Here is a 21,974-nt window from a genome sequence, read left to right as displayed (position 1 = left end):
CGGTCGGCAAGGGTCAGTTCGCAATTTTCCGCCAAAAAACAATGGTCGTATTGCCCCTCACTTTCAAACTCAAACAAATCGTCAAAATGCGCCTCGAAATAGGCTTTGTCGCACTCCAAATACAAAAAGCCACGCTCGGGATTTTGATTCGGATGATTACCCGGAATCTCTTGAAGGTCAGTGATTTGTTCTACAATCGTGAATTTTAATGGTTTTTTCATTTTAATTTATTGATTTGCTTGTACAAACTTTTCATTTCGGTAAGGTGATTTTGCAATTCCGTCAATAGTTCTTGCTGATTGTTAGTAGTTTGTGAGCGGAAAAACAGTACACCTAAATATGCGTAAATCAGCGAAATACCTTGTTCGTACCGCTCTTTTGGGGTGTTGTCTTTTGCCGTATAACGGTTGCGAATTGTTGTAATTTTCTGATAATCACGAATATTGGTCAGCCATTTATCGTAATTGGCTTTTGCCCAGTCTTTTACATACTCATCGGAATGCTTACCTGCATCGTGTTCAAAATGATTTTCTAATGTTTGCTCCCAAACAAGGTTTACTAACTGATTATGAAGCTGTTCTTGCATTTTTTCATCGGAAAAATAATATTTCAGATAATAAAAACGCCACATCAAATTCCAGTTTAAATGATTGATTTTGTGTTGTTTATCAGGATACGGATAACCAAGCGACAACACATAATCCACGCACAGGGCAACCGCCTCCTTTTTTTCGGCAACCAAAAAATCGCCTACCAGTTCGGCAAGGGTGTGCCAGTCCGCTCCTTTGGTGGGTTTAAAGCCTTTTTCGGCAAATTTTTTAACAGTATTTTGCTGTTTTTTGGTTTCAGCAAATGGGATTAATTGTTCAAAATTCATAAGTTTGTATTTATTTTATAAATTCTTTAAAATCAACTTCTTGTAAGTTTGTCATATTTTCCTCCGAAACAATGCAAAAGCGTTTTTGTAATTGCGAATGCTGAATTTCAAAGGCGATTTCTCCGCTTTGATTTTTAAAAATAGCCGAAAAATTTTTGCTGTCAAAACCATTTTTAAAGTGGGCTTTGCGGAAAAGCTGTTCCAACGATTTTTTCTCGCTTATGGAAATGCTTTGCCAATGACTTTTGAGTGTAGGCGGCTCATTTTCAAAGATGTATTTTTCAATCAGAAAAGTATCTACACCGCTTATTTCCAGTCGTTTGCTGGGTTCTTCGTCCAAAAAATCTTCCAGAAAAATTCCGCCCAAAGGCAGCAAAAACAAACCATTTTCCAACTGCACTTCCAGCTGTAATTTGTCCGAAAAAAACGATTGTTGGTCTTGCTCGTAATTGTCCCAGTATTTCCATACAAGCGGTTGTATTTCAGCGATATAATATTCGTTAGGATAAAATTTCCCCACAATGCCGCCCATCGTAAAATCACCAACCGAAAGCACCGCTTCGCCTATTTCTTGGGTTTTGGAATATATTTTTGCCTTGCTCATAATTATTTGATTTTATTGCTAAGTTGTTTTTTATGGCTTCCTAAATTTACGACATAAAAATTGTCTGCTAAAAAATATAAAATTAGTTTTATTTTCTCTCCTATTTTATTTAAAAATTGAAAATATGCTATAATATACAACAAATCCGCATTAAATTACCCGGCAATTAGAAATAACAAATAAACCATATTTAAGAAAAATATGCTGCTCAATGATTTGTTTGAAGAAATTCCGCCTACGGTATCAACCAAATAACCACCACCCAACATAACTCCAACAAATAATAATAGCAAGGCAAAAAAGTATTTTTCCCTAAGGAAAAGAAAAATATCAAAATAATACGCCCAATTTTTTTCAGATTGATTAAGTCCAAAAAAAGGAATGGTTTCTGTTGTATTAAAAGGTTTATCTTTTTCTATAAAGAAATGCTGAACCTCATTATTTTCATATTTTCTGTATTCTGCTGCCTTTATCCAATTGCTAACCAAGCCACTGTATTTTCTTTCAAATTTGATTTGCTGATTTTGTTTTTCAACAAAGAAATAAACCCTTCTTTTACCGGCGTGTTTGTCAATGATTACTTTTTTATTTTCAATATTTTCGCTAACTGCGATTTCACTTACCGGCTTTAAATTGGAATCCATTTTCGCTATTTGAAAAACGAAAAAAAGTGTTACTAACACAGGGAAAGCCAACATTACGAAATGGTACAATTTATTTTTCATTTATTTGCTTTAATGGTCGTTTTTGATATTATTTTTTAGCTTTTTAAATCTTATCTACATAATATTTAATCTAATTTCTCTTGATTTTGATAGGCTTCCATAAAAAGCCCTCCGCAATGTCAAAGTTATACACTTTTTGGTTTTTAGAAAAATACAATCCATAATATTATTCTAACATATTGGGATACAGATGAATTCCATAAGCAATATCTATCAGTATATCAGCATATTCAAATCCCTCATAATCATCAAAATATCGGATAGCTATTTGCCCCAAACTATATCTTTGCGGGCTTCTTCTTCTGAAAATACTATATTTTTTTCTACAACATTCTGTTTTATATCATTGAGTTGATTTAGAATGGATTGACATACCGATAAAGAAGGGGTTGCCTCAATTTTTTTTTGAGTTAGTTCTATGGCTATCTCCAATAATTCTTTAAAATATGATTTTTTTAAATTTCTTTCTAATGGTATATACATAGAATTTTAAAATTGATTTTTTAACACCTATATTTGGCTTTCGCCCCTTTTGTGGTCGTCGCTAATGGATAACAATTCGCCGTAATGAGACCAGTTCAATTTGCCAGACAGTGTCTGGCATTTTGGGTATAATAGATATAAGTTCCTCATATTTTGCAAGTTAGACCTTGAAAAACCCTTGCCAAACTCTTTTGTGAGTTGTTTGGACAAGTTTTTCAGAAGGTTTGTGCCGTATTCGGCTCGGTCGGCGTTGTTTTGTTCGTCCGTAACGATGATTTTGCCAATCTGCCAATAGGTTTTCAGTAAAATGCTATTTACCTGAACCACAACATTATTCCTCGCTTGATTGAGCAATAATTTTATATCATCGTAGGCGGTATGTTTATCCGATTTCTCTATTTTCATCATTCAAATTTCTTGGGTTTTGGAATATATTTTTGCCTTGCTCATAATTATTTTGCTAACAAACTGATTTACAAATATATGATTATATCGCAAAACTTTGGGAGAATTAACTATTTTTTCCGTTCTTTAACATCTTTTTTCACGGCAAAAGTATCAAAAGCCATTTCCGCCGAACCGATTGCCACCACCCTGTCTTTGCAAATCAAAACGCCCAAACCGTGTTCGCTGTCCCACATACAATGAAAACTGATGCCCAAATACGGTATATCGTCCTGATATTCAGAGAAAACGAAAATCGAAGTCGGACTTAAAAGCGTGGCAAAACCTTGAATGTCGCTGATGTCGGGCAAAAATTCCGCTTTCTGTTCTTTGGAATAAAAATCCTTGTAAGTGTCTTGTATTGAGGGATATTGCTTTAACAACTCGCCCAAAATGGCATTCAGCATAGGCATCTGATTTTCTTTGAGATACGCCAATCCGTTTTTGTGTTTTTGGGTTTCGCGGTCGGTGGTTTCGCCGTCTTTTCGTAACACTTCGTAACCAATTTCGGTATCTTCTTCGTCAAAAAACACCTGCCATTGTGGCAATTCAACCGACTTAAAATCAAACATATCCAAATCATCGTCCTCCGCCTCAAGGTACTGCTGCATCAACTCCGGATTGTCCAAAATATTTTGGAAAAACGCCTCATATTCAGCGGATTCTGCGGTTGCTTCACTTTTGAAAAACGCCAATCCTTCGGCAAAAGCTCCGCATTCCAGAAATTTATTTTTGTAATAATTATACCTTACATTTAGGGGATTTTTTTGTCCGCTTTGATGTTTTTTGCTTTTTTTCACCCATTTAAGAAGGTCGGCGGGGTCTTTTGCCCAAATCGCCTCGTTCATCATTCGCCCAATGAGGATGTAGGCATCGTGGATTTGGTATTTGCTTTCGTCCATTTGCTCCCATTTTTCACTAACGAACGCACGAAATTCGGCATTGGTCATTTTGTTTTTGCTTTTGCCCAACATTTTGGACATTTCAAAATCAATTTGCTCTAAAATTTTTTCTGTCTCGGTCATATTTTTTTCTTTTTCTCGTGATAAAATGCTTCTAATAGGCTAAAAAACAGCGTAATGGCTTTTTGGTGGGTTTCCGATGAAATTTCGCTTTTTAAAAAATCGTCCCAAAGGATATTTTTCGACTCAAAACCCTGTGTATGAGCCAAAATCATATTTACAAATCCTGCGGTGGATTCATAAAACCCCAATTTTTTGGCTACAAAATCATCAAAACCGTCAAGCGAATCGTCTTTCTTGCCCAATATCCAAAATGCTGATTTATAGCCTAATACAAAATTCCACAAACTTGGCAAAGTCGGCGGACTGATGTACATTCCCAATCGCAATTGCATCATTTGCAAAAGTTCGTACAGATTTTTTGGCGTTATTTTATTCATTTTTAAATTATTTTAACAAATGTAACACACGCAGACTAAAAGTGTCCTGCATCGTGAGTTGGTTTTTATTCACAGCTTCTTTTCAAAACGATTTAAAATGTGCTTTCAAAAATGCCGACCAAGCATCGTCATCTTCTTGAAAACCAATAATATGTGTTCGGTATTTATCACCAAAAATATATTCCTGCACAAATTGCATAAAACTGACATCAATATCCTGCATATCGCGGTATTTTTCAGCGTTAAAATGCACATTTCCAGTACTTTTGTCCATAAAAACAGGCTCGTAAAGAATCTGTCCGATTTCATACATTTTGGTATTATAAGGAACTCGCTCTTGGCTGTCCAAAATTTCGGTGCTGCTCCACAAAACAACATCGCCGAAACAGCCTCCATCACAGATTTTTAGGAAATTTTTATGTTCTTCAGTGAGCAATTTGTCCGCTTCGGCACTAAAACGAGTCGCCCCATCAGGAATTTCGCCAATCAAAATGCCGTCTTCCAAAGCCTCCAACTGATTTTTGTAATGTAAAATTAAATTTTTCATTGTTCTATTTTTATGTTAATTGTTTGAAAATAAATGATTTAATAATGTTTTATTTCGCCTAAAAATTTTACCACGAAAAGCGTTCCTCAAAAGCACTTTGCGAATAATTGTACGATTTTTTGTGTTTGTAAAAATAAGCATTTTTTAGGGTTTCGGAGGTAAATAAGGGCGATAAGTCGTTGTCTTTTACTTCTTTACAAAGAAAAGTGGTCAAGTGTTTCATCTGCCGAACAAATCCGCAATCGGAAATGGAGAGATGCAAATACAACTCGCTGATGTTCGTCCCAGCAAACGCCGATGTATCCACCTCTGAAACCGATTCCAACTCAATGACTTTTAAGGATTTACACGCTTTTAAAGACGACCATTGGGCGAGTTTCCTCGCTCCGTTGATTTTCAGGTGTGTAAGTTCTTTTGCTATTTCAAGTCCTTGCAAATCAGCACCTTTGTAAGTGCGAAGCTCCAACCGCTGTAAATTGGGCAATTTTTCCACAAAGGATAGGTTTTTGCAATCCGATATGATAAGCTCTTTAAGTGCTTGACTTTCAAGGGTTATTTCATCAGGAAAGGCACACGCCAAGCCCTCTAAATGCGGAAAATGAGCAAGGTGAAACGGCGTTTTTGTCCACCATTGCAAAAACACCAATTTTTGCAGTCCGTAAAGCGGATTGACCTGCGTGGCATCGCTCAACTGACACGAAACCCACAAATGAGTCATCTTGGGGAAATTAGCCGTAAGTTCCTCAAAATCAATGTCATATTTCTGCCGGTAATCCTCACTGCTAATACCGATTTTGGCGTGATTGGGGAATTTTTGCCGAGTATACGCCATCGCTTTGTCCAGTTCTTCGGCGTTAAACATCAGATAATCATCGGTTTGCATTATGCCGTTTTTGTCGAATATACTCATTGGTTTTTGGTTTTAATTTTTATTTTAAGGCGAAAAGTCGAAAGCCTCGACACACTTTTTTTAGCACTTTATTAACTTTGCCAAAGGTCGAGAGCCTCGACACTCGTTTTTTTAAAACTTTGGCAAAGTTGTAGCGAAAAGATACACGATAAATTGCGTATTTACTGCGAACCGATTTACGATTTGTTATCGCACAACGCCCATTGCATCAGCGTGTTATGAACCGACAAGACATTTTCCAATTGTTTACTTCTGACCGAAAAAAGCGAACTTTCACAGTCAAAATCCAGTGTTTTGAGTAGCGATTTGTCCGTTTCTTTTAGGTGTTTTTTGATGCGTTTTTCAAGGTCGTAAGCGTTGATTTCGGTATCGTTTTTTTGTTCTTTTTCGCTTAAAAATACTTGAAAATCAGTAACTAACAAAGTAAATTCGCCCTGTGAAGCGAACAGCTGCGGACGAAAAGCCGTTTCATCCGGCAAAGAAGGCTCTTGCTCGGTTTGGGGTGCGTTTTCATCTAATTTTTCCAAACATTCCAGCAGGTAATTTTGCAAAGCTCCACCCAGCTTACTGTACTTATTTTCAGCCAGTTGATTGTATTTGTCTTTTAATTCTTGGTTTTGCACCGATACGACAATATCGCGTTTTTGGGCATCGTCTTTCCATAAAAAATCGGGAATGTTGTTGCTGTGGGCGATGATTTTATCCAAATCGGCGGTTAAATTTTTCAAAAAATCGTCTCGCAAATCCTTGGGAATTTTGCGTTTGTTCCGCTCACAATAGTCCAGCAAAACGGTTTTCCAATCGTTGGCTTCTTCGGTCATTATGGGGTTGTCGCCACCGTCAAAATGCTCACACAGAAGGCTTAACGCACGGATTTCGCCAAAAATCGCCGTGTTGATTTTGTCCAAAGTTTTGTAATGTTCAATGTCCACGCGAATGCTTTTCACAGCGTAATTCGCCATTCTGTAAAACGCCATCGACGCAAAATCGTTGCGTTGTAATTCACTGCTCGTAATTTTCATTGTTTTATCTTGATTTTTAGAGGTTTGTCAAGTCGCAAAGATACGGATTTTTTGGTCGAGAGTTTTGAATATATGCGTTTTTATTTTCAAATCAGTAGCTGTTGCAAAATTTGATTAAAATCGGATTGTTTTTCATTGAGTTTCGCAAAAAAACGCTTGTCAAATTCCTCCACTTCAAAAATTGCTTTTTTGATAGAATCTTCGCCTTTGTCTGTCATTTTCACGATTTTAGCTCGTGTGTCCGTTTGGTGTTCCTTCCGTATTATGAACGTTTTCTTTTCTAAATTTCTGACGATTTGCGAAGTGGTCATTGGGTCAATTTGTGTGAAATTTGACAATAAAACCTGCGTAATTTCTTCTTTTTTTAAAGAAAACCAGTAAATACTTGCCAAAATCATAAATTGCGGATGCGTTAAATCGAAAGGTTGCAGTATTTTTTTGATTTCGCGTTGCCACAAATTCGTTACCTGCAAAAGCAAAAGTCCGGAACTGTTTTCGGTTGTTAATTGGAATATATTATTCATTTTCAAGCATTTTTGAAGCGATTAAATTAAAATCATTTTCGTTAATTTCCAAAAATCCGTATCGAAAAGGATAACCCCAACTCTTTTTATTGGGTATAAAATCCAGTAAATCAATGAGTTGAAAAATAGAAACCTCTTTACTTTTAAAAAACTTGATATTTCTCCGATACGGACAAAAAGTTTCCGTCATCTGAAACGGATACACCTCATTATCAGCAACTTTACCAATAGCGGTAAATTTCTGACAAGGCTCGGATTTGCCAAAGGTCAATTTTGACGAATAATAAATCACAAAATCGCCCTTTTTCATTCGTTTTAAGGGAGTTGCCTTTCCGTGACAGGCTTGGGCAAAACCTTCCGCTACGCCTTTTTGGGCGTGGTCTTTACTGGCAACAATAATCCAATATCGCGTCATCAATTTTTAGTGTGTTTGATTTGATTTTCAATATCTTTCGGAAGATTTTCTACGATGTCTTTGGCAACGAGTTTTATCCAAAGTTTTGATAATAAACCTTTTACACTCATTGTTACGGTGATTTTCAGTCCGTTGGGCGTTTCTTCGTACAAATGTTCGCCGTACATTTTTGCCAACGGAAATCGAGTTAAATCCGTGAATTTTCTAAAAGGTTCTAATTCAACGATTTCCATTTTCACTTTGGGAGCTTTTTTAGGTTTTAAGATGAAGAAACTCCCCTCTTTCAATTCGCCCAATAATTTTGCATATTCTATGGAAGTTTTCCAGCGATTCCAATTGTCAATATCTGTGAAAAGTTTCCAAATTTGCTCTTTTGTAATTTCTTGGGTAACAACCGAATACGATTTTGTCCACATATTTTATCTATTTAAAAATTTGGGACAAAGATAATAATAAATATTTATATAATAAGTATACTTACTAAATAGAATTCGTTTTAAAAATGATTTTGCTGGAATGTTTATTGTTCTTTCGCTTTTCGTATTTTCCTTAAATACAAGCCTATTACCAAATAAATCAATAGTGGAACTGCTCCAAATGTTGGCGAAATGAGTAGCGTTTTGTCAGGTGGAATTGTTGCAAATCCCTCGGAAATTATCGGATTTAGAGCGTCTTTTATCGTGTGCATCAAAACGAAAACCCACAGCGAACGCGACAGGAAAAACAGCTCGGTGTACATTATCGTCCAAACGCCCACCACCACAAAGCCGTAGGCGAAAAGCCACACTCCGCCGTAAGGGAAAAATTGAGCCAAATAGCCCTCTTCCAAAAACACCAAATAATAAGGGGCGTGCCAAGTCTGCCAAACTAATGCCACCACCAAATAAATCAACCATTCGTTTTGAGTGAGTTGCTCAATTTTTACGGTCAGATAGCCTCGCCAAACGGATTCTTCAAAAATGTTTTTGATAAACGCAGGCAAAAAAGCGGCTGCAAGAACTGACAGATACGCCACAAAACTAAATCGGCTCATATCTACCCAACCCAGCAATTTTCCGATAAACAGCGTTATGCCGATAACCACAGGATAGACAGCAAAAGCAAACAAATACCAGCGGAGATTTTGCCTGAAATTAGGTTTCAGGGGAAGGTCTTTCCAGCCGTCGCCACCGAAAAAGCGAAGCAAAAGCATACACAAAAGCGGCGTGGCGATAAAAATCAATGCTCCGAGCGATTCCAAATTCGAGGGTTGACTGAGCAATTTATCCACACCAACGCCCACCCAACCGCAAGCGACAGCCACAAAGCTGAATATCAGTATATTTCTGAATGTTTTTGATTTTGTGTTCATAATTACTATAAGGTTCTTTGATAAGAATCAGTATCTCCTATTGGCTATTTTCATAGCAATAGCTTCATCAGTTAATTCATCTTCTTTATTTTCAGAGAAGAAAAAACTTAGATTTAAATCTACTGAAAACTTTTCATATAATATTGGACGTAATATTTGAGCTTTATTACTATTCTCAATACTACGTTTATTATTTGTTCCATCTTCTCTAACTCCATTTCTTCGAATATCATAACAATATATTGCATTTCGATTGTTCTTTTCACAACGACTTCCAAGTAAAGTTTTTTCTGTGGGCGTCTTTTTATCAATTACCTTTTCTTGAGGGATAAAATTTGCGAAACATTTTGCAAAGGCAAAAAATAAATCTTTGTACGAACCATTTCTGTTAATATTAAAAAAAGTAAAGAAATCTTCCGGGGTATCAAAATAAACCCTAAAAAAATCAATATATGCTCCTATGGAAACTCCAATGTCATTTGCCCTTATAAATTCTACTGATGCTTTAGCATAGTCATTGGGTTTCTTTTCCCCATCTTGAAAAGTTCTTAAAACAACTATAGTTTCAACATTATTATAACTAAAAAAGAATGAATCGATTATCCACTTTTTTTTCTTCATATCATTAAGCAGATAAGGTAAATTTTTGAATAAAACTTCAGCCATATTTTTTTATTTCTTAGATTAAACTTATAAAAATGATGTTATTTCAAAATTTCTATTATCTTTTCTTCGTCATAAATGAACATTCCCACCGCCACGAGCGAGGCGATACCGTGAGCCAACATCCACGACTTGGCAACGATGTTTTTTATGCCTTTTTCGGAGAGTTGTCGGTACTCTTCGCTGTTTTTCATTATTTCTATAACTTCCTGATTGTTATCGCAAATATCCGCCCATTCAATCTTCATAATGTTGTCCATATAAAAGGCTTTGAACAAGGCGGGTTCGGTGTGAGCCATACGCACATAGCCCAAGCCCAAATCCAAAAAAGCATTGCCCGTTTTTTGGTAGCCGAACACCGTATTTCGCAGTAATTCAAGGGCTTTTTGGCAGACTTCGGCTTTGAGGTCATCCATATTTTTGTATGTCCAATAAATGGGTTGAGTTGAACAACCCATTTTTTTGGCAATGTTTCAGGCAGAAAGCACCGCAAAACCTTCTTTTCGCACTATCTCGAAAGCGGTTTCCACAATAATTTCTTTGGTAATTGTCGTCTGTTTCGGCATAAATTTATATTATAACGGATATTATATAACACTTGTTATATTTTTTGCAAAGATAAGTTATTTTTTAATCGAGAGCCTCAATACGCGATTTTTTTTCAGTACTTTGACAAAGGTCGAGAGTCTCGACACGCAGTTATTTTTAAACTTTACCAAAGTTATGGCGTTGAGTTTTTGTATAAATAATTGTTAATCAATTAAATACGATATATTCGGAATGCTATTTTTTAATGCTGATACCTCTCACGATACGGTTTTTTGCCGAATTTTTGAGCTAAATCATTGAGTTCGGTGTTGCGTTTGGCACTTTCGGTATAGATACTAACATACTCAATATGTGGGTTTTGCAATATCAGTATATACTGCTCGGTACTCAAATTTGGAGCGGTTGTGATGGAAATCGCTTTTATCATCGTGCTATCGGCAAGGGCGGTAAAATCGGTGATTTTTTTGCACGAATTTATCTTAATTTCACAATTATTTTTCAATTTCGTAAATCTCGGCAACGTGTGAAGATTGCTCATCGAATCCAATTCTATAAATGTAAGCTGTTGTAAATCAGATAAAAAAGACAAATCTTCCACTTTTAACAACCGAAACAGATTTAGGCTGCGTAAATTTTTTAATTCGCCAATGGCAGACACATCGCTAAAACTGCACAATTCCAAGTTTAAATGCTGTAAATCAGTCAAATGCTTGATAAAATCCAAGGTTTGGGGTTTGGAAATGCTACGCAAACGCAGCTTTTGTAAATGGGGCAATTCGGCGAGGGCGTTTTCCAAATTATTTTCTAAATACATCACCCACAGCTCTTTAAGATTTTTAAAATGCGTGACGGGCATCAAATCCACTTTCGGTTTTTTCTCTTCGGTGCGAATGTATAAAACTTCCAAATTAGGATTTATTTTTGTTAAAAAAGACAAATCGCCTTTCATTTTTAAACCGAAACTCAGATGTAATTTTTTTAGATTTTTAAAATCGGCGAGTTTTTCAATATGTAGGATTTCGCTCCACGATTCGATTTCAAGGCATTCAATTTCAGTCAAATCGGCAATCCAATCCATATCAAAAGGCGTGTCCGTAAAGCCATAAAAACGCAACTGAACCGATTTGTTCCTTAAAATCAGCTCGTTATAGGTTTTTTGCAGGGCTTTTTTGAGCTGTGGCAATTGCGATTTTTTATAAAAAGTGCCTGAAAACTGCACCCTGTCCAAAATGTCCAAATTTTCCAAATGATGCTTAACTTGCTCATCAAGAACCTCATACGGATAAATGTCTAAATAATTTTCGGTGTTTAAATAATGTCCCATAGTTTTCTTTTAGGTTAGATATAAGTCTTTAAAAATTAGGTTTTTACGATTTTTTTTCTTAAATAAATCAGCTTCGGAATGCTATTTTTTTGCTTATTTTTTTCGTTTGATATTTCCCTCACACGATTGGTATATTCCGCAAAATGAAATGTACCAAAATTCAAAATGAAATGTACATTTTTTCGGAATTTCATCATCACAGGCAAAGATATACAAAAACGTAAAAACACGGCTGAATTGCCGTGTTTTTTTGCTTTAAAACTAAATGAAATAATGTTTAAACCTCATTTAAAGGCATCGTAAAAAACTCGTGATTTGAAATTTTTAAAGCAACTGCTGTGTTTTCACAACGTATATACCTGATAAACGAACTAAATGAGCGATGTCCCGTAATTTTCATAATATCAACAGGATTTAACCCTGCTAAATAGGCATTTGTTGCAAAGGTTCTGCGTGCTGTATGCGTGCCTATCAGTTCGGAATATAGCATTGTCCGCTCTTGCATTACACCGCCCTCTGTACGGTTGAAAATCACTTCTCTATCAAAGTTTGATGATGCGATAATCTTTCTTAATGTTTTATGGTAATGCTGTTGCGAAAAAGGTTTACCAAAGTCGTAATTTCGTTTTTCAGCGATTTGAACCACTACGGTAGCCATCGGAATAACAACAACTTCGCCCGTTTTGGCGGTTTTTATCTCTAAAAAACGTTTTCCCGCCACTTCCTTTATATGCAATGGCAAATTACACAATAGTTTAACGGCATCAGCAACCCGCAAGCCCATAAAACATTGACAAACATATACATCTCGCACCTTGGAAACTCCCGAAGGTAACTCCATCTGTAACAAGGCTTTAAGTTCAGCAATAGAAGTAAAAACAGCCGTAGTTATTTCGGTAGGTGTGCGTACACCCGAGCCGTCATAAGAGGCTTTGCCCGCTTTCTACATTCGTCTTAAAAAAGCCTTTAAATTACTCATTTTTACGGCTATCGTGTTTTTTGAATAGCCTTTGTCAAGCAACCACAAGCGAAATTTTTCGCACCACTGATAATCTATATCTTGCAGAAAAATGTTTTTTCTTAAATGATTTTCATACGCTTTATAAACACAAATCATTTGTTTATAATTAGTTATCGTGCTTTCACAATAAAAATCACCTGTTGGAGTTACAACTTCTTTATTTTCCATCTGCTTAATCAACGATTGAAATTCTTTGAGAAAGTGATATTTCTTATTAAAAAAAATCATATCTTTGTCGTGATTTTAATTATTAGAATCGTTTTAATTTTCTAAAAAAGCCCTCATTTTGAGGGCTTTTTGCTATTTTATCAGCTCCAAAAAGTCGTAATAAATGTCTTTTGGGTGCGGGTTAGCCTTTTTCCATTCTTCATATTCCTTCAATCTTTCAGCTTGCCCCTCTTTTTTTTTATAAACGTAGTTATAAGGCGAATCTCCAAACCTTTTTAACCGTTCAGAAATTATTTTATCCGATAAGGCGCAGTTCTTTTGATACTTTTTCACAAAAGCGTCAAATTTTTTCTCGTTAATTTCAATTTTTTGAATGGAGATAAACCTGTCCTCATCTGAAAACGAGGTACCTTCGGCTTCAAAAACATTTCTAATGCCGTAGGATGCTTCCGAAATATGGTCGCCAAAACCTTTTATTACATCGCCTTTTTCATTGGTAAATGAAACGGAATAATAAGCACCATCGTAGCCATTAGCCTTATAACAAGGTGATTTTACCAAAAAAGCAAGTTTTTTTTCTGTGACTTCTCTTTTCATATCTTCTTTAAGTTTAAACATTTACACTTTCATTTAGTTGTTTTTGCGTGAATGGTATGTACACGCTATTATCGGAGTGATTTTGCTTAATCATACCTAACTGCTTATCTGTCAGCAAAGTTGCTTTGTAATCTTTAAACGCCAAACCTTTTAATTTACTTACAAGGTGCAACGCTTTGCTTTTAGAGCCTACCCAAGCCATAATATATCTATCATTAAACATAGGTGTAAATCTGTTCAAATTGTCAGCTTTATTAAATGCTTTTACGTCTCTTTTTGTTACTTTACCGCTAACCGGTTCAAGAACTATCCAAAAAAATTGATAACTACTCATATTACTTTAATTTAAAATGTTAGTATTTGTTTTAATTTTCTGGTGCAAATATAATTCAGTTTATTTTCATATGCAAGTTTTTTTTTGAAAATATTTTATATTTATTTTTCTTTAATGTTTTTAATTAACTAAAAAACAATGAGTTAAAAATAAACTTTTTTTGAAAAATAATTTTACTATATTTGCAAAAAAAATATAAAGACAATGATTAATTACGTAAAAACGCTTTTTTTTCTGATAAAAGACAATGAAGTATTGGTTTGTGAAAGCAACTTAAAGGACTTTTTCAGCAGGTTGCCAAAGGAAATAGCAACAGCGAGGAGCTACTCCTATTATTATAGAGAGTTTCAAAAAACAAGTTATTTTCAATTTGAATTTAACAAGTCGTATTTCTTTCAAAAGATAGAGTATAACAGAAAAACCACGGCAATTTAACCGTGGTTTTTTTTGATGTTGGCGACATTAATGTCGCCAACATATATATTTAACCGTGTTTTTTCGTTACAACTCATAATTAGCCGTAAGCACCTCAATACGCTTTTTGCCAGCGGTTTTGCTCGTACCTAAATGCAAGGCAATTTCCTTTTGATACCAGCCAAACTCTTTAACGCACCGCAATAACTCGTCATTTTGGTACGAACTTAACAAAAACTTACCTTTAACCTTTGATAATGCGTTAAGTAGCTCGTTAAAATGCTCTTGCGTGTAGCCTCCGTAATGCCCTTGTCGTGCTCCTACATAGGGCGGGTCGCAATAGATAAACGAGTTTTCGCTATCGTGCGAAGCTATTACAGCACAAGCATCATTATTTTCAATTTGCACGTGCTTCAAGCGTTCGGTATAGTCTTCCGAAAATCGCAACACTTTGTTAATCAAGCCTCTTGCGTTCTTACCTGTGCGGTCAAAACGGCAGTTTATAATCTGATTTGAAAAACCCGCATTGGTGGCGTACCAAAACGCCCAAGCACGTTGCACCGGTGAAAACAAAAAGGGTGAATGATACATCACCAAAGCCGATTTATACGCCTCACGGCTGACAATTGTCTTATTAACCAACGCTTTAAGTGCTTCAAAATCCGACTTTAAAACATTGTAGAAGTTCACAACGTTAGCGTTAAAATCATTGATAATTTCACTTTTGGCGGGCTCTTTCGCCCAAAATACCGCACCACCTCCGAAAAAAGGTTCTACATATATTTGATGCTCGGGAATGAGCGGAATAATATGTGGCAACATCGTTTGTTTGCCTCCGTAATAACTAATTGGCGTTCTCTGCCAGTGGTGCGAAGCGCACATCTTTACTTTTGTTTCTTTCATATTTCAACTATTATTTATATTTTTGCAATCCCCAATTAATAACATAAAAGCACAAAGGAACAGAAGACTTTTGTCCTCCGTAGCCTTTGTGCTTTATGTTTTAATTAGTTGGGGAACTATTTAAAAAAACGGAGGACATTTTTTAAGTCCCGCCCTCCTGTAAGACTTCGTTTTAAACCTCGTTTAAATACTTTTTAAATTCTACTTTACGACTCCTTAAATACGCAAATTTTTTACGTGTTTTCAAATACTCCAAATCACTTTCATTGTCGTACGCCTCACGTTCAAAAATGATGTTGTAATAGGCTTTGTCCCAGTTGCGGTATTTAATGTATTTCCACAGAAAATCAAGTAAATACCACAAATAAAAACCAATTACCAACAACTCTTTTTGCTGTCTCAAATGGATACGCTCGTGATTAATTAGTAGGGGCGAATTGCAATTCGCCCTTTCCCGAACGAGGATAAAAGGATACAACGTTATGGCGTTGTACCCTCTTGGAACCAACCATTTACACACTCGTATCATCGCTCGCTTCGGGTTTGAGGATTTGCTGGCAAACGACAAAAATTTCATCGTAAATTGCCGAGTCTCCAATGTGATAGGCGTTGTTTTCCACGTTAAAGGCTTCGCCGTAGAGCGAACCTCTGAACGCTTCTACGCCTGTAAATTCGGGGCTTCCTTGCGTGCCTCGTTGTACCGAAAATGCAACAGCATTCACTTGATTGTCTGCACGTTCGTAGGCAAATGTTACCGTGTTGCCTTTCACGATAGCCCGTGCGGTGATGTTTTCCCGACGGCTGATAATTTCCAATGTAGTTTGATTTTTTTTCATTGTTATATCAATTAAATGTTATTTAAAAATTTGGTTAAGTTCTTCCCTTACAACTTTTTGCAATCGTTCTTTGAGTCTCGGGGCTTCGTTTTCACCTCCGATAAACTGGCGTTTCGGGATATTTTGATTAATAGTGCGTGAAAAACCGCTTACGTTGGACACTTTGCCGTTTTTGAGTTTTCGCTGAAAAGGTCTAACGTTTTGATTTACATTTCCTTGAAACCCGTAATTATGCAGTCTCATATACGGAGCTACCTCACCGCCCGCACCGATAAACACTTTGTATTGCTCGGTGCGAACCACCCGAATACTACGCCTACCGGCTCCCGTTTTGACCAAAATAGCCCGTTTTTCTTCGTCTCTTTTGCCCCATTTGGTGGGGTTTTTACGCTTTGCCCAAGGTTTTTCGGTTTCGCCCTGCCAAGCCTGCTTGTCAAAATTTTCAAGCGAAAAATTAACCACTTCTTCGCCCAAAATAACGGGTAGTTCTTGCAGTTTTTGAGCCAACCGCTGACGAATAAGCTCCATATTTCCCGAAAAAGTTGCCATTTTTTTTTGTTTTTTACTTGTTTATTTAAAAATTGTTCGTACCTTTGCATTACCAGTCATACTGACGGGTATCTTTAAGGGCTAATTGGCAAAACCAATTAGCCTTTATTGTATCTATATAACTTCCCTTTATGTAGCAGATAAACAACATTATAAGGATAATTTTTATCATTAAAAATTGACACTACTTGTTTCTGAATCAAATTAAAATCACTGATTCCATCAAACCGTATAATTGGTATTGCCCCTTGTTTAGCTGCTCTATTTGCATTTTTTATAAAGTTATAAAGTTGCTCCACTTCCTTAACATCGTGATAAATACCATTAACACGCAAGTCAGGGTTTTTATTTAAGTCGTAATTCGGAAATACCACATCACGGAACTTTTTCAATTCTTTTTGGTTGAGTTCGGGCAGTATTTCAGCTATTTTGCCCTGTTTGGCAAACTCTTTGGCAGAAGCTAAAATGCTTTCATAATCTTTGCCTTTTCGCAACAATAAATGTTCTAATACCTGTCCGCCGTTTTCCGTTTCAAAGAGTTTTTTAAACTGTTCCGAACGGGGTTTTGAAAGTAAATCGGCTTTTTGCAACACATCGGCAAATTTCATTACCTCCTGCGGTGTATTCAAAAAATACTTGTGCTTATCGGTAAAAATTTTCCCGCTAATGGCAGGGTTGTTTTTGAATGCTTCGGGTATTTTCGGCAAATCATATTTTGCTGTTGGCGTGGCTCTACGCAAGCGCATCACCGTAGTACGGCAATTAAAATGGTTCGGCGGAAAGTAGTACATCAACATCGGGTCATCAACCGACACGATTACATCGTGCAAAGGTTTGCAAACATCCGACGTATGCCCGTCCACTATTACCTTGAATTGCACGAACGGAAACAAATGTTTATCCCGCTGAATTTCCTGCCATTTGCCACTCATTTGCGCCCCTGCAACTACGGTGTTATGCTCCGTTTTCAAGTAACGAATGGAACGCCCCACCACTTTTTGAGCTTCGTGTTTGAAGTCGTGCCAAGGTCTGAAACTGCCGTTTTCTTTCAACAGCAAATTATTGATAGCCACCACATCATTGTAATTCTTTGCTACGGAAAAATCCCACATATTTTGTTTAAGGATTTCCCGAAGCACGTAATCGGGCGAATCAAATTCCACTCCTTGAAAAATCCGCTCAATGGGTCTCATTAGCGTATGTGCCTGTAAGGCTACAATATCACGGTTGATTAGCTCGTCGGGCACTTTTTTGGTTTTGTAAATGTACTCTAACATACTAATCCACAGCCTTGCCAATTCGTCAGCCCACGAGCCGTCGCCCGCACTTAAATGTGCCGAGTGAACCTCGCAACAGCTTTGATACTCCCTTTCAAGTTCCTCCCAATTTAGCTCCTCAAATAAAGTAACCTCTACCGAGGAGCCCCGCCGAAAAAATCCAAAAAACGCTCCCAATACGATAGCTTTTTGGCGGTTACTTTTTGGGCAAAAGATGTTTTGCCCCTACCTTTTTCATTGTCTTTTTCAGGTTCTGCCTCCTGCTCCCCCTCCTTGGGAGGGGGTTGGGGGGAGGATTGCTGGGCGGATGCCTTCGGCACACCAAAAGTCTCGTACCAATAATTTTCGTCTATCGGCACAATGTTATTTACCCGCTCGGCGATTTCCAACTGTATTTTTTTACTTAAATCGTCGGGTTGTTCAGCAAAATGAAACCACCCGCCCGCCACGTCGTAGCCTCGTTTTGCGAGGCGTGGCAATACTTCCGTATTCAAAATTCGTTGCACAAAACGGCGGTCGGCTTTGTTAATGTCGTCTTCGGTTTGGGCGTGAACTTTGCCTTGCGAATAGCTACTGCCGTCCTTTGTCGTCATCGTTTGCCCCAACACGGCAATTAAAATCTGCTCATCACATTTGTTGGCAAAACGCTCGTGTATATCCACTGTTCCCGTGCTTTGCGTTCCAATGGTTTTCACGTCGCTGTTTTTGCTCATCGTCATACTTCCCGAACCACCCCGATTTTTAAAGGCATTTTCCATTTCGGCACGTCCATTTTCGTCGTCGGGGTCATACAAGCCAACCAACGTATCAATCCCAAACAATTCGCAATATTGGGCAAAGTCGCTCATTCCGTTGCGTTTAAATATGGCATACGGAGCGGTTTTGACAAACAAGCCCAATTCCCGCTCTTTCCCCAATGGAAGCAAAAAGTCGTTGCCCTCGTAAGGGATTCCGTCCGTGTCCGACAAGGATTTTAAAATAATTTTGTCTTTGATGTTGAAATGTCGGCGGTCTATCGAAACCACTTTAAAGCCGTCGGAAAAATCAAACTCCAACACGGTTTTTGGATAGAATTTCGACAATAAGATTTCCCGCAATAGTTCTTCAAACTCGGGCGTATCAATAAGATCGTCTATCTGCGGAACGTTTTTATTTCCTTTTGAGAATACAATTTCGGCGTTGGTAATTGCCATTATTCGCTTTTCAACGGCATTGCTCAACACGGGGTCAAGTAGCAAATCGTCAAAGAGTTCGACAAGTTGCCACACCCGTCCGTAATCCGCTGAACGAATGGCATTTCGCCACTTGCTAATATCCTGCGGGGTTCGCACCGGTGGGCGATAGGTTAATATGCTGTGTATTTGTTTTGATTTATTCATTACGTTTGTTTTAGGCAGTCTATGCTTCGCACGCTATACGCCTTTGGCGCTGAAAGCCAAAAGCAGGCGAAGCCGTATAGCTTACAGCGGACAAAGTCCTAAAAATAATTCGCCCGCTTGGGGTTGCTGTGTAAACTAAATGATTTTGAGTTACTTGTATCGGCTTCTACCTTTACGGGCAGATTGGCGGGCATTCCTTTGTAAACGGCGGTGAGCCAGTCCACTGCTTGTTCATACCTATATTTTTTGTCGGTATAATCAATACTTGGATTTGCCAAGCCGATAAGCTCCCACACAGCTATATCTTTCACGATTTTAAGGAGTAGCGGATTGCGGTCGCTTCCCGTCGTGCTAAAAATAGCCTCCACATCGTAGGCTTTCATCAGCTTGCTTTTGGCGTATTCAATTGCCGTATCAATCGAAGCCAACGCAATGGTTTCATCGCCTTGGATAATCGCCTGTAACTCGTAATCGTAGGCGTGCGTTTTGAGTTCGGTTACTTCTAAAAACATAGTTTAGGGATTAGTAGGCTTTTAAGGCTTCGCCCGCTGAAAGCCTTTGGCGCTGAAAGCCAAAAGCGTGCGAAGCACATACAGCCTATTACTTCATCATATATTCAATAAGTTCCTCATCGGATTCAAATTCTTTTTCTGTGGCGGTTTTGCCTTGCTCCACGAGTCGGGGGGCATCGGCAAGCATCAGATTTAGCTCGGTAAAGGGCATTTGCATTATATCTTTTTTGCTCCACCCTGTTTCTTTGGCTATGTGAAAAATCAGCCCGAAAACGCTATGAAAGCTCTCGCTCTTTAACTCGTTTCCTCGTTTTGGCTCAGTATCGGGGCGGTTATCCTCCGCTCCCCGATGTATCTGATAGTAGCTATAAAATCCTGCACACCGCCGTGAATGACAACCAGTTGAAACAGATAAAAAATTTCTTCCGCTGAAAGACTTTTCCGTAAGGAACGGGCGAGCAGTCGGGTTAGCCAGCCCTCTTTGCCATTTCGGAGCGTTACCGCCAAAATGAGGCTTACCGTCTTGCCGTGCAACGCCATTACGCCCATTGCTTCGGTTGTGCCGACCTCCTTGCCGACGGGCGGAATGGTCAAATACAGCCGTGCCACTTTTAGGAGCGTTTCCAAAGTCGGAGCGGTCAAAACAAGCGACTTTTTCCGTTTGAAAATCCAAAGAAAAGGGGCAAGGAGTTGTATCCTCACCCCCTTTTTAAGTAGCAGATTTGCCGACTGAAATTCAGTGTTTTGCCCCTCCATTATTCAGCTTTTGAAGCGATTAACACGGCTGGTTTGCCGGCTCCCGGCGACACGGGTTTGAGTTTTAAGCGGAGTAAGAGAATTTCCTCACGTTTAAATTCCGAATCGAGTTTCGCCAATACGAGGCATTTCGGAAAGCGGAATTTTACTCCCGTACGGGTTTCAATTTCAACGGCTTGGTAAATATCTTCGCCCGTGGTGGACTCGCTCCAAACTTTCAGTTGCTGGCTGTCTTCTTCTATTTGCGCTACCGTCCCGCCTTTGAGTTTTTTCAGCGTTTCGGGGTTGTAATCGAAGGTGTCCACTTCGATGGTTTTTTCGCCTTTTTCCCCTTTGAAAATTTCGATAGGGTCGTCCTCTTGGTCGCAATACAGCGGTGAGGTCCTATGATGTAGAACTTTTGTATACAAAATGTCCTGAATTAAATCCAGAATGGTTATTAATTGGTAAAGAACCAATGCTCAAAAGTGAGCAAAATCAGTCATCGGCAGGACCCGTAAATGATAAATATGTGGCTATGTTAGAGGAAAATAAAGTCTTATTAGAGAAAAATGTAGCTATTTTAGAGGAAAACAAAGCCTTGTTATTGGCAGAAAATGAGCGTTTAAAAGCTGATATTGAAGAGTTAAAATCAACTCAAAGCGTAGCGGTCAATCAATTTAACCAACCAAGCCAAACACAACCATTTGTTCAACGTTAATATGTGTCCTGCTTGCGGGTATAATGACTCTAAAATATATGAAGCATAAAGATAAACCCAAAAAACATATATCTTTTTTGGGTTTTTGTTTGTAAAATATTGATAATCAATAATAAAAAAAGATTAGCCCTATACAAAATACATCAAACTCAAAGCAAAATTATATCATTTCCCTTGTTTTTGTGTATTTGTATGCCTTAACTCGTGCTTAAAAATATACACATTTGCGTACGCAACTTTAAAAAATGGGCATTTTTGGGTGTGTTGGTATCATTTTCGTGGGTTCACGCAAATGGTCTATCGGCGGGTCCAAAAGTGCGGGGTCGGGGCATAAAAAAAAGCCCAAAAGGGCTTGTTTTATTGGGGTTTTGGTAGTTTTTAGTACCTTTTGCCTCATAATAGTAGTTTCGGCAAATTATATGGTAGTTTCGGGCTTTTAAAATGATAATTAAATAGTAGTTAATAGTAATTATCGGCACATTCCGTTTTCAGGGTTTTTCGGGCTTTTTTTGTTGTAACTCCCTTATTTTTAATACTTTTTCGGGCTTTTTTGGTTTGTGTGTTTTTGTACATTACATTTTAACCCCCATATTGGGGCGTTGTAAGGGCGAATTGCAATTGCTTCGCCAGTTTGCTTCGCTTGGGTCGCCCCTACGATAACAAAATGACAATGTACGGAACGAATTTT

Annotated in this window: 34 protein-coding genes; 1 reads left to right on the top strand and 33 read right to left on the bottom strand. The window is 37.8% G+C overall.

Annotated elements, in window-relative coordinates; all coding sequences use genetic code 11:
- The 32 genes from Q4D72_RS09675 to Q4D72_RS09520 all read right to left on the bottom strand — a co-directional run.
- Positions 1–221, bottom strand: a 221-nt coding sequence (locus tag Q4D72_RS09675; protein WP_303077648.1) for a hypothetical protein, incomplete at its 3' end; no start/stop codon positions are given.
- Positions 218–877, bottom strand: a complete 660-nt coding sequence (locus Q4D72_RS09670) for a hypothetical protein (RefSeq protein ID WP_303077647.1) — start codon at positions 875–877, stop codon at positions 218–220. The genes Q4D72_RS09675 and Q4D72_RS09670, both read right to left, overlap by 4 nt.
- Before the next feature lie 10 nt (positions 878–887).
- Entirely contained in the window at positions 888–1,481 is a 594-nt protein-coding gene (locus tag Q4D72_RS09665) for a hypothetical protein (RefSeq protein ID WP_303077646.1), read from the bottom strand.
- 155 nt (positions 1,482–1,636) lie between these two features.
- Positions 1,637–2,206, bottom strand: coding sequence for a hypothetical protein (locus tag Q4D72_RS09660; protein ID WP_303077645.1), 570 nt, complete (start codon positions 2,204–2,206; stop codon positions 1,637–1,639).
- 264 nt (positions 2,207–2,470) lie between these two features.
- A complete protein-coding gene (locus tag Q4D72_RS09655) occupies positions 2,471–2,689 on the bottom strand; it encodes a hypothetical protein (protein ID WP_303077644.1) in 219 nt (72 codons plus the stop codon).
- 27 nt (positions 2,690–2,716) lie between these two features.
- Positions 2,717–3,097 carry a DUF1016 N-terminal domain-containing protein gene (locus tag Q4D72_RS09650; RefSeq protein ID WP_303077643.1) on the bottom strand — a complete coding sequence of 127 codons (381 nt, stop codon included), beginning with the start codon at positions 3,095–3,097 and terminating at the stop codon, positions 2,717–2,719.
- 107 nt (positions 3,098–3,204) lie between these two features.
- Positions 3,205–4,158, bottom strand: coding sequence for a hypothetical protein (locus Q4D72_RS09645; protein ID WP_303077642.1), 954 nt, complete (start codon positions 4,156–4,158; stop codon positions 3,205–3,207).
- A complete protein-coding gene (locus tag Q4D72_RS09640) occupies positions 4,155–4,535 on the bottom strand; it encodes a hypothetical protein (protein ID WP_303077641.1) in 381 nt (126 codons plus the stop codon). The genes Q4D72_RS09645 and Q4D72_RS09640 overlap by 4 nt, the downstream gene beginning before the upstream one ends.
- An 82-nt stretch (positions 4,536–4,617) precedes the next feature.
- Positions 4,618–5,082: a hypothetical protein gene (locus tag Q4D72_RS09635; RefSeq protein WP_303077640.1), complete on the bottom strand. Its 465-nt coding sequence runs from the start codon at positions 5,080–5,082 to the stop codon at positions 4,618–4,620.
- 67 nt (positions 5,083–5,149) lie between these two features.
- The gene (locus Q4D72_RS09630; protein ID WP_303077639.1) at positions 5,150–5,992 is read right to left on the bottom strand and encodes a hypothetical protein; all 843 of its coding nucleotides are present in this window, start codon (positions 5,990–5,992) and stop codon (positions 5,150–5,152) included.
- A gap of 176 nt (positions 5,993–6,168) precedes the next feature.
- Positions 6,169–7,014, bottom strand: coding sequence for a hypothetical protein (locus Q4D72_RS09625; protein ID WP_303077638.1), 846 nt, complete (start codon positions 7,012–7,014; stop codon positions 6,169–6,171).
- Positions 7,015–7,100: 86 nt separating this feature from the next.
- On the bottom strand, positions 7,101–7,538 hold the full coding sequence (locus tag Q4D72_RS09620; RefSeq protein ID WP_303077637.1) for a MarR family winged helix-turn-helix transcriptional regulator: 438 nt from the start codon (positions 7,536–7,538) through the stop codon (positions 7,101–7,103).
- Entirely contained in the window at positions 7,531–7,953 is a 423-nt protein-coding gene (locus tag Q4D72_RS09615) for an EVE domain-containing protein (protein WP_303077636.1), read from the bottom strand. Before Q4D72_RS09615 ends, Q4D72_RS09620 begins: the two co-directional genes overlap by 8 nt.
- The gene (locus Q4D72_RS09610; RefSeq protein WP_303077635.1) at positions 7,953–8,369 is read right to left on the bottom strand and encodes an SRPBCC family protein; all 417 of its coding nucleotides are present in this window, start codon (positions 8,367–8,369) and stop codon (positions 7,953–7,955) included. The genes Q4D72_RS09615 and Q4D72_RS09610 overlap by 1 nt, the downstream gene beginning before the upstream one ends.
- 104 nt (positions 8,370–8,473) lie before the next feature.
- A complete protein-coding gene (locus tag Q4D72_RS09605; RefSeq protein ID WP_303077634.1) occupies positions 8,474–9,304 on the bottom strand; it encodes a CPBP family glutamic-type intramembrane protease in 831 nt (276 codons plus the stop codon).
- A 27-nt stretch (positions 9,305–9,331) separates the two neighbouring features.
- Entirely contained in the window at positions 9,332–9,970 is a 639-nt protein-coding gene (locus tag Q4D72_RS09600) for a DUF6037 family protein (RefSeq protein WP_303077633.1), read from the bottom strand.
- 38 nt (positions 9,971–10,008) lie between these two features.
- On the bottom strand, positions 10,009–10,425 hold the full coding sequence (locus tag Q4D72_RS09595; RefSeq protein WP_303077632.1) for a TetR/AcrR family transcriptional regulator: 417 nt from the start codon (positions 10,423–10,425) through the stop codon (positions 10,009–10,011).
- Between the two features lie 332 nt (positions 10,426–10,757).
- A complete protein-coding gene (locus Q4D72_RS09590) occupies positions 10,758–11,840 on the bottom strand; it encodes a hypothetical protein (RefSeq protein ID WP_303077631.1) in 1,083 nt (360 codons plus the stop codon).
- Between the two features lie 277 nt (positions 11,841–12,117).
- Complete coding sequence (locus Q4D72_RS09585; protein ID WP_303077629.1) at positions 12,118–12,681, bottom strand: tyrosine-type recombinase/integrase; 564 nt, start codon at positions 12,679–12,681, stop codon at positions 12,118–12,120.
- A 102-nt stretch (positions 12,682–12,783) separates the two neighbouring features.
- On the bottom strand, positions 12,784–13,089 hold the full coding sequence (locus tag Q4D72_RS09580) for a phage integrase SAM-like domain-containing protein (RefSeq protein ID WP_303077628.1): 306 nt from the start codon (positions 13,087–13,089) through the stop codon (positions 12,784–12,786).
- A gap of 72 nt (positions 13,090–13,161) precedes the next feature.
- On the bottom strand, positions 13,162–13,626 hold the full coding sequence (locus Q4D72_RS09575; protein ID WP_303077627.1) for a hypothetical protein: 465 nt from the start codon (positions 13,624–13,626) through the stop codon (positions 13,162–13,164).
- 13 nt (positions 13,627–13,639) lie between these two features.
- The gene (locus tag Q4D72_RS09570; protein WP_303077626.1) at positions 13,640–13,960 is read right to left on the bottom strand and encodes a hypothetical protein; all 321 of its coding nucleotides are present in this window, start codon (positions 13,958–13,960) and stop codon (positions 13,640–13,642) included.
- Between the two features lie 501 nt (positions 13,961–14,461).
- Positions 14,462–15,277 carry a DNA adenine methylase gene (locus Q4D72_RS09565; protein WP_303077625.1) on the bottom strand — a complete coding sequence of 272 codons (816 nt, stop codon included), beginning with the start codon at positions 15,275–15,277 and terminating at the stop codon, positions 14,462–14,464.
- 172 nt (positions 15,278–15,449) lie between these two features.
- Positions 15,450–15,806: a hypothetical protein gene (locus Q4D72_RS09560; protein ID WP_303077624.1), complete on the bottom strand. Its 357-nt coding sequence runs from the start codon at positions 15,804–15,806 to the stop codon at positions 15,450–15,452.
- A complete protein-coding gene (locus tag Q4D72_RS09555; protein WP_303077623.1) occupies positions 15,790–16,113 on the bottom strand; it encodes a hypothetical protein in 324 nt (107 codons plus the stop codon). The genes Q4D72_RS09560 and Q4D72_RS09555 overlap by 17 nt, the downstream gene beginning before the upstream one ends.
- 18 nt (positions 16,114–16,131) lie before the next feature.
- Positions 16,132–16,662 (bottom strand): phage virion morphogenesis protein, encoded by a 531-nt coding sequence (locus Q4D72_RS09550; RefSeq protein ID WP_303077622.1) that lies wholly within the window; start codon positions 16,660–16,662, stop codon positions 16,132–16,134.
- 98 nt (positions 16,663–16,760) lie between these two features.
- Positions 16,761–18,116, bottom strand: coding sequence for a minor capsid protein (locus Q4D72_RS09545; RefSeq protein WP_303077621.1), 1,356 nt, complete (start codon positions 18,114–18,116; stop codon positions 16,761–16,763).
- Positions 18,074–19,318, bottom strand: coding sequence for a DUF935 family protein (locus Q4D72_RS09540; protein ID WP_303077620.1), 1,245 nt, complete (start codon positions 19,316–19,318; stop codon positions 18,074–18,076). The genes Q4D72_RS09545 and Q4D72_RS09540 overlap by 43 nt, the downstream gene beginning before the upstream one ends.
- A gap of 98 nt (positions 19,319–19,416) precedes the next feature.
- Positions 19,417–19,830, bottom strand: coding sequence for a hypothetical protein (locus tag Q4D72_RS09535; RefSeq protein WP_303077619.1), 414 nt, complete (start codon positions 19,828–19,830; stop codon positions 19,417–19,419).
- Between the two features lie 88 nt (positions 19,831–19,918).
- Positions 19,919–20,047: a hypothetical protein gene (locus Q4D72_RS09530; protein WP_303077618.1), complete on the bottom strand. Its 129-nt coding sequence runs from the start codon at positions 20,045–20,047 to the stop codon at positions 19,919–19,921.
- 77 nt (positions 20,048–20,124) lie between these two features.
- Positions 20,125–20,586, bottom strand: coding sequence for a hypothetical protein (locus Q4D72_RS09525; protein ID WP_303077617.1), 462 nt, complete (start codon positions 20,584–20,586; stop codon positions 20,125–20,127).
- Positions 20,586–20,996 carry a hypothetical protein gene (locus Q4D72_RS09520; RefSeq protein ID WP_303077615.1) on the bottom strand — a complete coding sequence of 137 codons (411 nt, stop codon included), beginning with the start codon at positions 20,994–20,996 and terminating at the stop codon, positions 20,586–20,588. Before Q4D72_RS09520 ends, Q4D72_RS09525 begins: the two co-directional genes overlap by 1 nt.
- Before the next feature lie 47 nt (positions 20,997–21,043).
- On the opposite strand from Q4D72_RS09520, the gene Q4D72_RS09515 reads away from it, so the two are divergent.
- Positions 21,044–21,286 carry a hypothetical protein gene (locus Q4D72_RS09515; RefSeq protein ID WP_303077613.1) on the top strand — a complete coding sequence of 81 codons (243 nt, stop codon included), beginning with the start codon at positions 21,044–21,046 and terminating at the stop codon, positions 21,284–21,286.
- A 238-nt stretch (positions 21,287–21,524) separates the two neighbouring features.
- Here Q4D72_RS09515 and Q4D72_RS09510 read toward each other — a convergent pair whose 3' ends face one another.
- Positions 21,525–21,683 (bottom strand): hypothetical protein, encoded by a 159-nt coding sequence (locus tag Q4D72_RS09510; protein ID WP_303077612.1) that lies wholly within the window; start codon positions 21,681–21,683, stop codon positions 21,525–21,527.
- Positions 21,684–21,974 lie beyond the last annotated feature (291 nt).

This window comes from Capnocytophaga sp., from assembly GCF_030532915.1.
Lineage (GTDB): Bacteria > Bacteroidota > Bacteroidia > Flavobacteriales > Flavobacteriaceae > Capnocytophaga.
The sequence above is the reverse complement of the archived record's forward strand: the minus strand, read 5'-3'. Positions and strand labels throughout refer to the sequence as shown.